Raw genomic sequence first — 15130 nt, 5'->3', positions numbered from 1 at the left:
GTCGAACACGTGCATCATTACCGGGGTCGTTGTCGATGATGCTGACGGGGTGAGCGGTGCGTGTGCGGATCGTGCGGGGAGACGTGATGAGGACGGCGCCCCGCGGCCGGAGCCTGCTCACCGCCCTCGCCGTGGCCCTCCTCCTCGGCGGCTGCGGCCCCACCCGGCACACCGGCTCCGCGGACCACACCCCGGCACGCGTCGCCGACGCCCCCGCCCGGCTGCCGGTCCCGGCGGGCGACGGCAGCAGGACCCCGGACGACTTCAACGGCGACGGCCACCGCGACCTCGTCCTCGGCGACCTGGCCAAGGAGCAGGCGCACGCCGACGACCCCGGCATCGGCATCGTCTACGGCAGCGCGCGCGGACTCGTCCCGGGCACCCGGCAGTTGATCGCCCCGGACCGGCAGGGCGCGGCCACCGACGGCCAACTCCCCGCCCTGTTCGACGCGGAGGCCACCTGCGACCTCGACAAGGACGGCTTCACCGACCTCGTCGTCTCCACCGACCCGCCCTACGACGGCCGGGGCAGACCCCCGGTCCCGCTCCAGATCCTCTTCGGCTCCCCCGAGGGGCTGACCGGCAGGGCCGTCCACCTCACCGTCCCGGCCGCCGCCCGGGTCGGCAACGACTGGCCCGACCAGCCGGTCTGCGGCGACTTCGACGGCGATGGCGCGAAGGACCTCGTCCTGCACGCCAGCGGCGGTCATCTCACCTACCTGCGCGGCCCGTTCACCCGCGAGGGCGCCCCGCGCAGGGCCGGCGCGCCGATCGTCGCGCCGGGCGAGGTCCCCACGGGCCCGGCCGCCGACGTCGACCGCGACGGCTACGACGACCTGATCGTCCGTACGGCCCAGGGCACCGGCCCCTCCTCCGTGGTGCTCGGCGGTCCGGCGGGCCCCACCCGCACCGGAGCCGTCCTGCCGTCCGGCATCGACGTGGCCCTCGGCTCCTTCGGGCGGGGCAGGGCCCTGGACGCGGCGGTCGGCGCCATGGGCGGAACGTCCCTGCGCTACGACCTGCCGACCGCCGTGCACGGGAGCCTGGCCGCGGCGGGCTCGGTGCTCGACGCGGCCGACTTCGACGGGGACGGCCGGTCCGAACTGGTCTCCAGCGGCTCACGGCTTCGGATCTTCCAGGGCCGTACGGCCGGCCTGTCCCCGGAGGCGACGGTCACCGTCGAACCCCCCGGCACCGGCACCACCCGGGTCGTCGCGGTCGGCGACTTCGACGGCGACGGCCGGGCGGACCTGGCGGTGCGGACGTATCAGAGCGAGACGAAGGACGTCGTGGCGGTGTTCTCCGGTGCGGAGCAGGGGCTGGTCACCGCCGAGCCGTCGATCACCTTCTCCACGTCGGCGTTCCTGACCGGCTCATGACCCCCGTACAACCCTGACGCACCGGCGAGGGTCTTCCGGGGCACCGAAAGGAACGGCACCCGAGCAGGAGGACCCGCATGCTCCAGCAGCACCCCAGACGGATGCGACTCGCTCTCGCCACGGCCACCGCCGCCGCCCTGACCGGCGGTCTGCTCACCTTCTCCGCCGCACCGGCGACGGCCGCGGACACCGGCCGCCGGCAGGCGGACTTCAACCGCGACGGATACGGCGACGTCGCGTTGGCCGCCCCGTACGCGAAGCTCGGCGACCAGGGCTTCGCCGGTTACGTGGCCGTGGTGCACGGCGGCCCGGCCGGCCTCGACCCCGCCCACCACACCACGGTCAGCCAGGACAGCGCGGGCGTGCCCGACACGGCGGAGACCGACGACACCTTCGGTTCCGCGCTCGCTACGGCCGACCTCAACGGCGACGGCTACACCGACCTCGCGGTGGGAGCACCCGGCGAGGACGGCGGCAAGGGCTCCGTGACGGTCCTGTGGGGCTCCTCGGGCGGCCTCGCGAACGGCACCAGGGTCACCGACCCCGCGCCCACCGCACACGGCGCATGGGGCAGGACCCTGACCGCCGGAGACTTCGACGGCGACGGCAGAGCCGACCTGGTCGTGGGCAGCGACGCCCCGCACGCGTACGTCATCAGCGGCGGCGTCTCCGGTTCCGCCCGACGGATCGACGTGCCCGAGCAGGCGTACGCCCTCGACGCGATGGACGCGGGCGACACGAACGGCGACGGCAAGGACGACCTGGTCCTCACCTATCGCACGGACCTGACGACGGACCCGTCGGGCAGCTGGTCCAAGGGCGTCGCGTACCTCGGCTCGCCCTCCGGCCCGGACACCTCGGCGCCACGCCCGCTGAACGGCGGAACCTCCATCGCCCTGGGCGACATCGACGGCGACGGTTACGACGAGATCGCCCTCGGCAACGTCTTCAGCGAGGAGGACGACCACAGCGGCAGCCTGGGCGGCCGGGTCGTCGTCATCCGCGGTTCGGAGGGCGGCCCGGTCAACGGCGACGCCCCGATGGCCGAACTCACCCAGTCCTCCACGGGAGTTCCGGGCGCCGACGAAGCCCGCGACGGCTTCGGCAGCGCGGTGTCCATCGCCGACGTCGACGGTGACGGACACGGCGAGCTGGCGATCGGCGTCGTCTTCGAGGACCTGGGCACGACCGAGGACGCCGGCGCGACCATCGTGATGAACGGCGCGGCCTCGGGCGTCTCCCGCGAAGGCGCCCGCACGTTCACCCAGAACACCGCCGGCATCCCCGGCACGGCGGAGGCGATGGACTACTTCGGCTCGGACGTGCTCCTGTCGGACGTCACCGGCGACGGCCACGCCGACCTCACGGCCGCGGCCGGGTTCGAGGACGAGGGCATCGGCGCGGTGACCGCCCTGACCGGGGTGACCACGAAGGGAGCAAGGACCTTCGGGCCCGGGAGCGTGGGCGGACCGCGGGTCTACGGCGGCTTCGGCACGGGGCTCATCGGCTGAGGCGACCGTCCCTGACTGTCCCTTAGGGGATGTCACAGCTCGGCAGCAAAGGCGTCCCCGAAGCGCCCGGCCGCGCCCGTCACTCTCCAGGACCAGGTACGTTCGAAGACGTGGCTGGATTCAGGATCGGACGCGGCCGGGACAACGGCGCTCCTCACACGCGACCGCAACAACCTCCGTACGGGCAGCAGGCGCCCCAGGGACAGCCGTACGGCTATCCCCCCGCGCCGCAGCCCCACCCGGGCCAGTGGACCCAGGGCGGCGGCGGGGCCTACGACGAGCCGGAGTACTTCGGCGACGGCTCGGGCGCCCCGCACCCGCAGGGCGGCCATGACCCGTACGCGGCGAACAACCCGGGCCACACCCAGGCGTTCTCGGTCGGTGAGGACCCCTACAACCCGGGCGGCACCTACCGCGCCGGGTCGGCCCCGGCCGGCCCCGTGGGCCCCCGCCTGCACTGGAAGGAACTCCTGAAGGGCATCCTGCTCTCGCCGAAGCAGACCTTCCTCCAGATGCGGGACTACACGATGTGGGGCCCGGCCCTCGTCGTGACCTTCCTCTACGGCCTGCTCGCGGTGTTCGGCTTCGAGGGCGCCCGCGAGGACGCCATCAACGCCACCCTGTCGAACGCGATCCCGATCGTCCTGGTCACGGCCGTGGCCATGGTCCTGTCGGCCTTCGTCCTGGGCGTCGTCACCCACGCCCTGGCGCGCCAGCTCGGCGGCGACGGCGCGTGGCAGCCCACGGTCGGCCTCTCCATGCTGATCATGTCCCTGACCGACGCGCCCCGTCTGATCGTGGCCATGTTCTTCGGCGGCGACGCGTCCTTCGTCCAGCTCCTGGGCTGGGCCACCTGGGTAGCGGCCGGCGCCCTGCTCACCCTGATGGTCTCCAGGTCCCACGACCTGCCCTGGCCGAAGGCCCTGGGCGCCTCGGCGATCCAGCTGATTGCTCTGCTGTCCATCGTGAAGCTGGGGACGTTCTAGGTCCCTGCGGCGGCACGGCGAGCCGGACGAGGGCGAACAACGAGGGGGGCCGCGCCCGATCTCCGTGATCGGGCGCGGCCCCCTTCCTGTGTTCAGTGGTCCAGGCTCGGGAACAGGTCCCTGTCCTCCCACTCCGGGGAGAACGCCTCCAGCATCCGCTCGTAGTGCCGCATGAGCCTGCGGTCCACCCGGGTGAGGCTGTCGAGATGCCGCCGCTCCACCTCGTCGCGGAGCCAGACCCACCGGAACCGGTGGGCGAAGTACTGGACGGCCTCAGCGGCCCCGGACAGCTCCCGGGAGTCGACGGCGTGCAGCAGAGCCTGCTTCACCTCGTCCGACTCCGGATCGGGCGCCGCCGCCACCCGGTCGGCCAGCTCCGCCAGCACCGGATCCGCGACGAGAGTCGACTTCCGCTCGTCGAGGATCACGGACACCTGACGGAACCCGTCGAGGAGCAGCTCGTCCAACCGCTGCGGCTCCGGTCGGGGCACTGTCACCACCGTTCCTTGTAACTCTTGTCGGTGACGTCGAACCCGGCGTCACGGAAGGCCTGCTCGGCGGCGGCCCGCGCCTCCTCGCCCTTGGGCTGGTAGTGACCGGACCTGTTGTCGATGGACTTGATTCTGCCCTGGTAGAGCTTGAGCTCGCCCGCGGCCACGACCTGCTGGCCCTGTGCGAGGTCGACGTGCCCGTAGATGCTGCCGAGCCGGGTGACCCGCAGCTCACCGCCCGGCAGAACCACGTACACGAACCGTCCTGTTGCCTCGTGCAGGTCGTCCAGTTTCTCCAGCGGCACCTTCTCCAGCGGGATGATCTTGTCGTCGGGTTCGAGGTTGTCCCACACCTTGCACTTGTCGGACGACGCGGACACCGACATGGTCGACATGCCGCTCAGGCTCTTCACACAGGGCGCCTTCAGCCCCTTGAGCTTGAGGTGCAGGGCCGACATCGCGAGGCCCTCGAAGCACGAGACGTCCGGCTTGGTCAGGCACTTCTCGATCTCGTCCGCGCCGACGTACCAGGCGATGAGGCGGTCCAGGTAGGTGCTGGTGATGCAGCCCATGCCGCCGGCTCCGTCGGAACCGCAGACCAGAAGCGTCTCTCCCGGCTTGATGTCACCCCAGTTCGCATGACGGTACGTGACCAGCCGCTTCTCCAGCTCCTCGCGCAGCTCCTGGTCCGTGATCGGCTTGCTGGCCTCCTGGAGTTCCTGTTCGATCTGCTCCTTCAGCTCGGTGACGAGCTTCTCCGCGGCAATGGTCAGCGCTTCGCCGTAGGCCTTGGCCGCCGCGACTGCGTCCTTCCCCGCCGCGATCTCGGACAGCTTGGCCTGGTAGGCGGACTGGCCCGCCTGCGAGGCGTACCCCCGCGCGACCCCGACGGAGTGCTGCGCGGCCTGTGCCGAACGGGCGGCCGACTGGGCGGCCTGCCGTGCGGAGGCCGCCGCGTTCCTGGCCGTCTTCGCCGACTCGGCCGCCTCCGCGGCGGAGTCCTCGGCCTGGTCGGCGGACTTGTCGGCCTGCTCGGCGTACGTGTTCGCCTGCTTGGCGGACTCATTGGCCGCGTTGGCCCACTCAAGGGCCTTGGCGGCGTCCTTACGGGCCTGCGCGGCGACCTTCTGCGCGTCGGCTGCGTCCTTCTGCGCGAGCGCCGCCGACTTGTAGGCGGCCTGCAGCAGGATGTTGACCTCGGCGATGTGGGCAGCGGCGTTGGCGTCCCGCTGGCGTGCCTTGTACAGGCCGGAGTCCAGGAAGGGACGCAGCCCGGTAGGCGGACCCGACAGCACCGCCTGCGCGGCGGCCTTGACCTCCGGGCCACCGGTGGCGACGGTCTCGCTGACGGCGACGCGGTCGTCGTCCTCACGCGCCTCGTACTGCCCGGTCTCCAGGAACTCCGCCAGGTCGGCCGCCGTGCCGTCCAGCGCCTTGCTCGCGGCCGCCTTCACCCCCGGACCGCCGTCGGCGGCGATCTTGGCGACGGCGACCCGGTCGTCGTCCGCCTTGCCCGGGTAGGCGCGCGTGGCCAGCCACGCGCGGACCTGGTCGATCGGCTTGTCCATCACGTCCAGCGCGGCCTGCTGCTGCGCCGGGATGGCGGTGGTCGCGGCGATGTGGCCGACGCTGGCCCGGTCGTCCTGCTCCATGGCCACGGCGAGCGTGTTGTCCACGAACTCGGCCACGTCCTCGTCGGTGCCCTGCAGGGCCGTCCCGGCCGCCTGCCGCACCCAGGTCCCGGCACCGGGCAGCAGGTTGACCGCGGCCTGCCGGCCCTTGGCCGCCTTGACCGCGGGGTCGGTGGCAGCCGCGGCATCGGTCAGCAACTGGCGTGTCTGCGCCTGAAGTTCCTGCTGCCGGCCGATCTCGTGCTGGGCGGCCGCGACGCGGGTGTCGTAGGCGAGGCTCGCCTCCTCGGCGGACAGCACCTCCTCCTCCTGCTGCTGGGCCAGCCGCTCGGCGTCCGCCGTACGGGCAAGCTCGATGACGGTGGCGGCCCGCTCCGCTGCCGTCGTGGCCTGATTGGCCGCCTGGGTGGCCGCGTTCGCGGCCTCGGTGGCCGCCGCGGCCGCGTCCACGGCCTCACCCGCCGCGTCCGCCGCCGCATCGGCCGCCACCGCGGCGGCCCTGGCGTGCGCGGCCGCGTCCTTGGCCGCGTCCCGCGACTGGCGGGCCGCGGTGGCGGCCTGCCTGGCGTTGGTCTGCGCCGAGTTGGCCGCCCGCGTGGCCTGGTCGGCGAGCCGCTTGGCCTTGGCCGCCGCGGCGGCGGCCTGCTCGCCCTTGGCCCCGGCCTCGCCGGCCCAGCGGCCCGCGTCGGCAGCGGCGGCGGCAGCGGCGGCAGCGTTGGCTCCCGCGCTGGCCGCGGCCGAGGCCGCCGTCGCCGCGTTGTCGGCGGCGATGCCCGCCTGGTCAGCGGCGTCCGCCGCCTTCTCCGCACCGGCAGCGGCGTCACGCGCCTTCTGCGCGGCGATACGGGCCTGCTCGGCCCGACCGGCGTCACTCGCCGTCGCCGCCGCGGCAGACCTGGCCGCGGACGCCGCGCCCCCCGCCCGGCTGGCGGCGTAGGCCGCCTGCGCGGCCGCGGTCGCGGCCACCCGTGCGGTCGCGTTGGCCGCCGCGGCCGCGGACACCGCCGTACGGGCCGCCTGAGCCGCCCGGTCGGCCGCGGCAGCGGCCCGGGACGCGGCGGCAGCGGCCCGGCCGGCCGAGTCCTTGGCCTCCTGCGCCTCCGCCGCGGCGACCTGCGCCGCCGCCTTGGCCTCCTGCGTGGCCTTCGCCGCCTTGGCCGCCTCGTCCTTGGCGGTCTCGGTCAGTTCCCTGGCCCGCTTCTGCGCCGTGTCGGCGAGTTCGGCCAGCTGCGCGACAGTGATCGTCTCCTGGTCACGCGCGGCCGCGACAGCCCAGCCGTCGTCCAGGAACTCCTGGATGTCCTCGTCGGTACCGTCCAGGGCCTGTCCGGCGAGCAGCTTCACGTTCGGGCCGCCGGTGTAGAGCAGCTTCCCGACCTGGACCCGGTTGTCGTCGGCCCGCGCCTTGTACTGGCCCTCCTCGATGAACGCACTCACGTCGTCCGCGGTGCCGCTGAGGGCCGCGTTGCCGGCCTTCTTCACGCCCGGACCGCCGAAGGCCATGATCCGGGCGACCTCGACGCGCTGGTCCTCCTCGTAGGCGGCGGTGAAGCCGCTGTCCAGGAAGGCGTGCAGTTCCTCTTCTCCACCGCTCAGGGCGGTGTCGGCCGAGCTGCGCACAGCCGGGCCGCCGGACGCCAGGAAGGTGGCCGTCTGCACCCGCAGGTCCTCGACCTCCAGCCGCGGCATGTCCACGCTCATGAACGTCTGGATGTCAGCATCCGAACCGGCCAGAGCCACCTCGGCCGCGGCGCGTACGCCCGGACCGCCGTACTCCCAGGCCTCCAGCACATCAGATCTGTAATAGACCCATGTCTCGTCCTCGGCGGACGCCGGGCGCAGATTGACGCCCAGGACCATCACCAGGGCTATCAGCATCACCACGAAGCCGCGCCCACCAGGCACGGCTCGCAATCTGACACTCAACGTGTTACTCCCTCGTTTCGTTGCCATCCGGCTCGGTCGCATTCGACGGGAAGCACTCCGGTGACTGCAGTCAGCAACCGGAATGGGATCTCTCATTTCAAAGCAGCCATGAGCACGGGGATCGACATGAGTGACAGATTTGCGTACGCCATCCCGACATCCCCCGTACCAGCTGTCGGACACTCCCGACGCCATCGCCGATCTTTAACCGCACCTTACAGTTTTCACACCAGATCCACGGCAGCGCTCCAGCACTTTCTCATTCAGCCCTGATATTGGATCCGAACCATTCTCGACCAGCCCACACAGGCTCTTTTCACTCGATCCTGACCTAATCGGGCCAACAAAACACCACCTCACTCACCATTCCGGACAGAGACACCCAGTGCGTTCGTTATCGTTTCTTGATACAAGCCAATACAACCCTTCTCCGGTGTGAGAGAGCTCATATCGAGCCATCACAACTCGTCCGTTTTGCCAGATTTAACGAGGTGGACAGGCCAAGGAGGGCAAGGTTGCATAGACCCCTCAAGCAGTTTTCCGGCAGATTTTCAGAGGGCCATTTCATCGCCGGGAGTGGGGGACTGCGCATATATCGCTCGTGCCTTCACACCCGTGCGCGAAATATTTTCCGGCCGGTTATTAGCAGCCTGGATCAATGAGCCATGCATGTGATGAAGGGACGTTTACCCATGCCGTCTAGGTCGCACAGAAAAAGACTCCTGGGCACAGCCGTGGCGGCCGTGGTCGCCGGTGCCCTGGCGTGGACCGCCACAGCGGGCGACGGCGCCCCCGCCGACCCGGCCCCGGTGGCCGGCGAAGCCCCCGGATACGCGGTCGAGAACTTCGACTACCCGCAGGCCGACAAGATCCTCGCCGAGCGGAACATCCTCCTCAAGCGCGGCGACGGCCACATCACGCTCGCCACCTGCGCGAGCGGCACCGGCCAACTGGAGGTCCAGGCGCGGGACAAGAGCAAGGTCTGCTTCGACGTCAAGGGCAACTCCGGCTGGCTGACCCTGGAGATCCCCTCGGTCTACCTCATCCGGGGCAACGACTACACCACCGAGGCCGACATGACCGTCGGCACCGAGGAGAAGTCGTACGAGATCGCCAAGAACACCTGGACGCCCGTGGGCGAGAGCGCGGACGAACAGGCCCGTGAGTGGACCCTCCTGGAGCTCAGGACCGCCAAGTAGCGCCCCACCGAGCCCTCCTGTCCGATCCGCCACCACCCACCAGGGAAACGACTTCATGACCTACGCCAGACCCGTGCGCCTCGCCGCACTGGCCGCCACCCTGACCCTCGGCTCCGCCGCACTCGCGGCCGGCCCCGCCGCGGCCGTCACCGGCCCGGCCGTCACGGCCGCCGACACCACCTACGCCTACACCGCCCGGATCACCGTCGGCGACGACGACCGCGGCTGCTCCGGTGTCCTGGTCGACCGTGAATGGGTGCTCACCGCGGCCAGCTGCTTCGCCGACGACCCCGCCGCGAGCCTCACCGTGCCCGCGGGCAAGCCGGCCCTGAAGACCACCGCGGTCATCGGCCGCTCCGACCTGACCGGGACCGCCGGCGCGGCCCGCCAGATCGTCGAACTGGTCCCGCGCAGCGACCGCGACGCGGTCCTCGCCCGCCTCAACCGCCCGGTCACCGGCGTCAACCCGATCGCCCTGGCCACCGCCGCGCCGACCGCGGTCGAGACCCTCACCCTCGCCGGCTACGGCCGCACCGCGACCGAGTGGTCCCCGCTGAGCCTGCACACCGGCACCTTCACCGTGGACTCCGCCGCCACGACCGACGCCACCGTCACCGGGACGAGCGGCGTGGCCGCGTGCATGGGCGACACCGGCGGCCCGCTGGTCCGGGTCAGCGGCGGCACCGCCCAACTGGCCGCGCTGGAAAGCCGTTCGTACCAGGGCGGCTGCTACGGCATCGACGCCACCGAGACCCGTACCGGCGGCATCGTCACGCGCGTGGACGACCTCGCCTCCTGGGTGAGCTCCACCGTCGGCGCGGTCCGCGTCACCGACTTCAACTGCGACGGCGTCGAGGACATCGCGATCTCCGACCCCCGGGCGACCGTCGGCGGTGTCACCGCGGCGGGCCTGGTGCGGATCGTCTACGGCGGCGGCAAGGGCACCGCGGAGATCAACCAGGACCTCGACTGGGTTCCCGGCGCCGCCGAGGCCAGTGACTGGTTCGGCGAGTCCCTGGCCACCGTCGACTACAACGAGGACGGCTGCACCGACCTCGTCGTCGGCACCCCGGCCGAGGACATCGGCAGCGCCGCCGACGCGGGCATGCTCGACGTCCTGCTCGGCGCGAAGGGCGGCCTGGGCACCGGCACGGTCAAGAACACCCACTTCGAGGAGGGCTCCGGCACCGGCTCCCTGGGCACCGCGGTCGCCCAGGCCGGCGACCGCTTCGGCGACTCCGTCGCGGCCGGCGTCAGCGCCGCCGGTGAACCCTTCATCGTCAGCGGCGCCCCGGGCGAGAGCGTCAGCGGCCTGGCGAAGGCCGGCGTGGCCTTCTACCTGCACGGCACCACCAACATCGTCTTCCACCAGGACAGCACCGACGTGCCCGGCGCCGCGGAGGCCAACGACGGCTTCGGCGGCTCGGTCGCGGCCGACGCCAACTTCTTCGCCGTCGGCGCGCCCGGCGAGGCCATCGGCGCCGACGACGGCGCGGGCAACCTCGCGGTCTTCAGCCACACCCTGACCTCCGCGGGCCTGCCCACCCCGAAGTTCGGTCTCGACCAGGACCTCGACACCGTCTCCGGCGGCGCCGAGGCCGGCGACCAGTTCGCCTACGCCCTCGCCCTGGCCCCGTACCGCCCCTCCGGCGCGACCAGCGCCACCGACTCGATCCTCGCGGTCGGCGCGCCCGGCGAGGACCTCGACGTCGACGGCGCCGCCAAGGCCGACGCGGGCATGGCCCAGACCTTCCGCATCACCGCCGCGGGCACCTTCACCCAGCTCAACACCATCACCCAGGGCACCGGCGACGATGACGTGACCGGCGCCTCGGAGGCCGGTGACCGCATGGGCGCCGCCCTGACCGCGATCAACACGGCTCCCCGCGCGCTGAGCACCACGGCGACGATGAAGCTGGCCGTGGGCGTGCCCGACGAGGCCCTCGACACGGTGGCCGACGCGGGCGCCGTGCACACCTTCTCGCTGCTCGGCAGCCCCGGCGCCAACGACCGCTGGCTGGAGGCGGGCGACGGCGACGGCATCCCCACCGCCCCGGGCGCCGGCCAGAAGCTCGGCAGCAGCATCCACTACACCGGCACCAAGCTGTACGTCGGCCTGCCCCTGGGCCCGAGCACCTACGGCACCCTGTACGCCCTGCCGCTGTCCAACGTCACCGCCGGCGGCACGGTGGCCCCCGTCACCACCTACCAGCCCGGCACGGGCGGCCTCCCGGCAGCCGGCGACCGCTTCGGCTACGCGGCGCGGTAGCCCGTCCCCACACCACCTCGACGGAGAGGGCCCCCACCAGCCACGGCCGGTGGGGGCCCTCTCCGTCGATCCGCACCGACCCTCAGGCGTCGAGAACCTGGCCCGTACGCCTCACCACGGGCGGTTGGACCGACCAGGCGTAGGTGACTTTATGAGTGACGTCATCAGCGGACGGTTTCCGCAGCTCAGCGCGGGTGTGGTCGGTATCCTGACCGAACGCGGACAGCGAGAAGGCCCGGCACTCTGGCCGGGCCTTCCCTCGGATCATGCGCCAGGATCAGCGCCATACAGGTTCGATCAGGCTCGGATCGAACTTCCGCTTCCCTCGCCCGGCGGGATGGATCAGGACCGCTGTCAGGCTGTGCAGAATCAGCGCCTGCTGCCGCTCGATCGGGAGGGACCGGAAGTCCTCGCCGATCCCAGCGCTTAGCGACTCGGCGTGCTGCCGCTCCTTGTTGAACCGACCGCGCTCCAGCTTCAACTCATCACGACGCCGTTCAAGGTCCGGCAGGAGCTGAAGCAGAGTCGAGACGGTGATTCTCTTGTCTCTCGCGGCCTGCGTCAGCTCTGCAATGTCAGCTTCGACGGCAGCAAGCTCGGACAGGTTCGGCCACTGCTCAACTGGATCAAGGGCAGTGGTCGCAGCGCGCTGCCGTTGTTCAGCCAGAACCAGGCTGATGATGAGTTCGTCAACGGGTTCACCGACGCGTCCCACCTGCCCGCATCCGCCGTTCACAACTGAGCACTGATAGGAGAACTTGGAAGCCTTTGACCCTGGCTTCCACCGCCGGTTGTTCTGACCGCGGATCTTGGCGTGGCACAGCCCGCAGCGCGCAATGCCCGACAACAGGTACTTCCGGGCGAGCATCCGACCAGGATCCTTGCGCTTGCGCTCAGCGACAGCCGCACACACCGCTTCCCACTCCTCAACGGTGTTGATCGGCTCCCAATCGCCGATGACCGGCTGGCCGTCGTCGTCGAGGAGGATCTCGCCGCGGTAAGTGCGGTATCCGCAAAGACGCGGGTTGGTCAACATGTGCTCGACATGGTGATGAGCAACCCGCTTCGTCCCCGTACGGGGATGCCCCAAGCCGCGCTCATGCCAGTCCGTACGGATGGTTCCAATCCGAACGCCCGCCAGCACCTGCCTCTGCGCTGCGCGGATGTGCTGAGCGGCCTCCACGTCGACCGTGCCGTCCTTGTTCCAGCCGTACGGTGTCGGACCGCCATGCGACTTTCCCTGCTGTGCCAGCTCAAGGTGCTTGCGCTGGATCCGGCGCGACGCGTCATGGGACGACTTGTTGGCGAACGCCACCATGACGCGCGCCATGGTGCGGCCATCGGCCGTGCCAAGGTTTACGTCGTTGGTCACGGTGGCGAACACGCGCTGCTTGCGCTCGTCGTAGAGATCTATGAGGCGTTCGAGATCCTTCGGCTGACGAGCGAGTCGGTCGAGGTCATAGGCAACGACACCATCGATCAACCCGTCCGCAAGGTCGCTCAGGAGCAACTCGAACTCAGGGCGCCGGACGTTCCGCTTGAAGGCAGAAACGTCGTTGTCCTCATAGATCTTCGCGACGTGCCAGCCCCGAAGGTCAGCCAGCCGCTCGCAGTCCTCGCGCTGACGGGCAACGCCAAGGCCCTCGCCCTCATCGTCCCTGGAGATCCGCGTATAAATCGCGACCTTGGGGGCCACGGCTAGGCCCTACCTTGGAGCACGAGCAGACGACGCACCCACTCGTCATCCCTCGCCGGGCAACGCCGGAGGTGCTTCTCAAGCCACTCATCCTTCGTCATCACGCACTTGCGGGGTTCCTGCTGAGCCTCACGCGCCATCGAGGTCACCTCCCTTTTCGTCGGCCAGCGCTTCGCGGGCGATCTCTCGGTTGTGCTGGATGTCGCGGCGGATGTTGGCGGCGAGCCAGGATTCGCCGGGGGTGTGGCCGTGGCCGGCGTAGGACCAGTGCGCGAGGGTGAGCGTGGTTGCCTCTTCGTCGTCGGGGTCGGGCAGGCCGAGGGCTTCGCGTTGCTGTGCGGCGCGGTAGTCGGCGCGGGTCTGGCGGAGGGCGCCGAGGGTGGTGGAGTAGCGGCGGGATTTGGTGGAGAAGTGGCCGCGGAAGCCGAGCATGTGGGCCCAGTCCCGCAGCTTGCGGTCCGGGTAGAGCGCGTGCAGGTCGAGGCAGGCCGCGATCAGCCGGGCGGGGTGGTCGGGCACGTCGAGCAGGACCAGGGCTTCCTTGTTGCCGATCCGGCGGTCAACGGTGCCGGTGGTCTCGGCTGCTTTGGTGGCGTACTTGGCGACGTAGGCAGCGACCTTCTGTTCGGTGATGTCTTCGCCGTCGCCGAAGGCTTTGATCGGCTGGGCGTCGAGCTTGATGCCCCAGCGCAGGGTGCGGGCAGGCTGGTCACCGGCCGCGGGGACGTCGACGGCAACGCGCTTGCGGGCGGCGCGGATCGCTGCGGTGAGGAGTTCGAGGGTGGCCCAGGCCGGGGGTGGGGAGTCGGGCCCGTCCGGTCCGTCGAAGCGGATCACGGCGTGGAAGTGCACGGCCCCGCGCTTTTGGTATTCGGCGACCTTGCCGAAGGAGATGCGGGACTGTTCCTTCGCGTCTTTCTGCGTGAGCCCGGCCCGCTTGGCGATCTCGCGGCGCAGGTAGATCGTGAAGTAGCGCCACAGGTCGGAGGCGTGGTTGTTCCACAGGACCGCGCCCGCGTAGTCGTAGGTCGCCGGGTCGAGCGGGGTGCCCAGCTCGGGGGCGTCCTCGGGGTGACGGGTCCCGCAGCGGCAGCGGCCGGTGTCGGGCCGGTTATGGACCGGGCCGAACGAGGGCGCCGTGAGGGTGGCGAAGACCCTGGGGTGATCCCCAATGGTGTGCGGGGTGCCTTTGGCGGGGTCGCCGACGAGCCCGGCGCGGATGAGGTGGTAGGTGTCTCCGGCGTAGGTCCAGGCGCAGGAGGGGCAGCGGGAGGCCCGCCGGTTGCCGCACGCGATGCGGAGGCGTCCGCCGGGTTCGGTGTCGGTCGAGTAGGAGTGCAGGACCTGTCCGGAGGCAGCGTCGCGGGTGACGGTGGTGCCTTGCAGGTGGATGGGGTCGGAGCAGCCGCCGGTGCGGCGGATCTGGTCTTGGATGCGGTCGAAGCCGGTGGACCCGGCCAGCCTCAGCACGTCGGCGAGGGTGGCCGGGTCCAGGCCCGCCATGGTGGCGGTGTCGGTCATCAGCGGCTACCTCGGTGGGCGGGGCCGTGGTGGGCGGTGTAGTCGTCGACCAGGGCCTTGACGTCGTCGTTGCCGTTGGCGTGGTCCTCAGCGCCGCAGCCGCCGCAGAGGTAGTCGCCCTGCGAGTTGCTGTACTTGGTGGCGGCCTTGACGCGCAGGCCGGGGCTGTCCTCGGTCGGGGTCAGGCTGGCGGGGAGCTTGCGGAACATGCCCGTCACCTCCCGGTCCGGATGAGGGCGGTGGCGGTGCGGCGGCCGGTGCCCTGGCAGGCGGGGCAGTTCACGGCGAGGGTGGTGCGGGTGCCGTCCGGGTTGCGGGTGCCGGTGGTGATGGCGACGGTGGGGAAGCCGTCGCAGTCGCGGCAGACGGGCGTGTTCGGGGCGTGCTGGGGCATGATGAGACTTCCCTTTCGGGTCCTTTGGATCTGGATGGGTGGGCCGTCCGGGGCGGCGGATACTTGGCGGTAGAGGCCGCCCCGGACGGGCGTTACTTGCGGCGGGTGCGTCCGCGCGGGATGGGCG

At 71.1% G+C, this 15130-nt stretch carries 11 protein-coding genes; 5 read left to right on the top strand and 6 right to left on the bottom strand.

Annotated features, from left to right (window positions below):
* Positions 1-86 precede the first annotated feature (86 nt).
* The 3 genes from EHS43_RS19725 to EHS43_RS19715 all read left to right on the top strand — a co-directional run bounded on the left by EHS43_RS19725 (position 87) and on the right by EHS43_RS19715 (position 3876).
* Positions 87-1379, top strand: coding sequence for a VCBS repeat-containing protein (locus EHS43_RS19725; protein ID WP_125192085.1), 1293 nt, complete (start codon positions 87-89; stop codon positions 1377-1379).
* A 77-nt stretch (positions 1380-1456) separates the two neighbouring features.
* Entirely contained in the window at positions 1457-2890 is a 1434-nt protein-coding gene (locus EHS43_RS19720; protein ID WP_260470618.1) for a VCBS repeat-containing protein, read from the top strand.
* Positions 2891-2919: 29 nt separating this feature from the next.
* A complete protein-coding gene (locus EHS43_RS19715) occupies positions 2920-3876 on the top strand; it encodes a Yip1 family protein (protein ID WP_125192084.1) in 957 nt (318 codons plus the stop codon).
* 92 nt (positions 3877-3968) lie between these two features.
* On the opposite strand, the gene EHS43_RS19710 is transcribed toward EHS43_RS19715, so the two are convergent.
* Both EHS43_RS19710 and EHS43_RS19705 read right to left on the bottom strand, forming a co-directional pair.
* On the bottom strand, positions 3969-4373 hold the full coding sequence (locus EHS43_RS19710; RefSeq protein WP_125192083.1) for a hypothetical protein: 405 nt from the start codon (positions 4371-4373) through the stop codon (positions 3969-3971).
* Positions 4370-7903, bottom strand: a complete 3534-nt coding sequence (locus tag EHS43_RS19705; RefSeq protein ID WP_260470617.1) for an ALF repeat-containing protein — start codon at positions 7901-7903, stop codon at positions 4370-4372. Before EHS43_RS19705 ends, EHS43_RS19710 begins: the two co-directional genes overlap by 4 nt.
* A gap of 713 nt (positions 7904-8616) precedes the next feature.
* Between EHS43_RS19705 and EHS43_RS19700 the strand changes: the two genes are divergently transcribed.
* Together EHS43_RS19700 and EHS43_RS19695 are read left to right on the top strand one after the other, a co-directional pair.
* Positions 8617-9123, top strand: a complete 507-nt coding sequence (locus tag EHS43_RS19700) for a hypothetical protein (RefSeq protein WP_185806312.1) — start codon at positions 8617-8619, stop codon at positions 9121-9123.
* A gap of 55 nt (positions 9124-9178) precedes the next feature.
* A complete protein-coding gene (locus EHS43_RS19695) occupies positions 9179-11392 on the top strand; it encodes a trypsin-like serine protease (RefSeq protein ID WP_125192082.1) in 2214 nt (737 codons plus the stop codon).
* 277 nt (positions 11393-11669) lie between these two features.
* Here the strand turns inward: EHS43_RS19695 and EHS43_RS19690 are convergent, their stop codons facing one another.
* The 4 genes from EHS43_RS19690 to EHS43_RS19675 form a co-directional block, all read right to left on the bottom strand.
* Positions 11670-13088, bottom strand: a complete 1419-nt coding sequence (locus EHS43_RS19690) for a recombinase family protein (RefSeq protein ID WP_125192081.1) — start codon at positions 13086-13088, stop codon at positions 11670-11672.
* A 129-nt stretch (positions 13089-13217) separates the two neighbouring features.
* Positions 13218-14609: a replication initiator protein RepSA gene (repSA, locus tag EHS43_RS19685; protein ID WP_125192080.1), complete on the bottom strand. Its 1392-nt coding sequence runs from the start codon at positions 14607-14609 to the stop codon at positions 13218-13220.
* A complete protein-coding gene (locus EHS43_RS19680) occupies positions 14609-14818 on the bottom strand; it encodes a hypothetical protein (protein WP_125192079.1) in 210 nt (69 codons plus the stop codon). The genes repSA and EHS43_RS19680 overlap by 1 nt, the downstream gene beginning before the upstream one ends.
* A gap of 5 nt (positions 14819-14823) precedes the next feature.
* Positions 14824-15003: a hypothetical protein gene (locus tag EHS43_RS19675; protein WP_125192078.1), complete on the bottom strand. Its 180-nt coding sequence runs from the start codon at positions 15001-15003 to the stop codon at positions 14824-14826.
* Positions 15004-15130 lie beyond the last annotated feature (127 nt).

It is taken from the genome of Streptomyces sp. RP5T (assembly GCF_003933965.1).
Classification (GTDB): Bacteria; Actinomycetota; Actinomycetes; order Streptomycetales; family Streptomycetaceae; genus Streptomyces.
Note: the sequence above shows the minus strand (reverse complement) of the source record. Positions and strands in the feature narration are given on the sequence as shown.

Bases quoted from the DNA above. Each gene is read 5' to 3' on its own strand.
- EHS43_RS19695 (WP_125192082.1), top strand. From the start codon at position 9,179: ATGACCTACGCCAGACCCGTGCGCCTCGCCGCACTGGCCGCCACCCTG.
- EHS43_RS19715 (WP_125192084.1), top strand. From the start codon at position 2,920: ATGTCACAGCTCGGCAGCAAAGGCGTCCCCGAAGCGCCCGGCCGCGCC.
- repSA (WP_125192080.1), bottom strand. From the start codon at position 14,609: ATGACCGACACCGCCACCATGGCGGGCCTGGACCCGGCCACCCTCGCC.
- EHS43_RS19680 (WP_125192079.1), bottom strand. From the start codon at position 14,818: ATGTTCCGCAAGCTCCCCGCCAGCCTGACCCCGACCGAGGACAGCCCC.
- EHS43_RS19675 (WP_125192078.1), bottom strand. From the start codon at position 15,003: ATGCCCCAGCACGCCCCGAACACGCCCGTCTGCCGCGACTGCGACGGC.
- EHS43_RS19720 (WP_260470618.1), top strand. From the start codon at position 1,457: ATGCTCCAGCAGCACCCCAGACGGATGCGACTCGCTCTCGCCACGGCC.
- EHS43_RS19700 (WP_185806312.1), top strand. From the start codon at position 8,617: ATGCCGTCTAGGTCGCACAGAAAAAGACTCCTGGGCACAGCCGTGGCG.
- EHS43_RS19725 (WP_125192085.1), top strand. From the start codon at position 87: ATGAGGACGGCGCCCCGCGGCCGGAGCCTGCTCACCGCCCTCGCCGTG.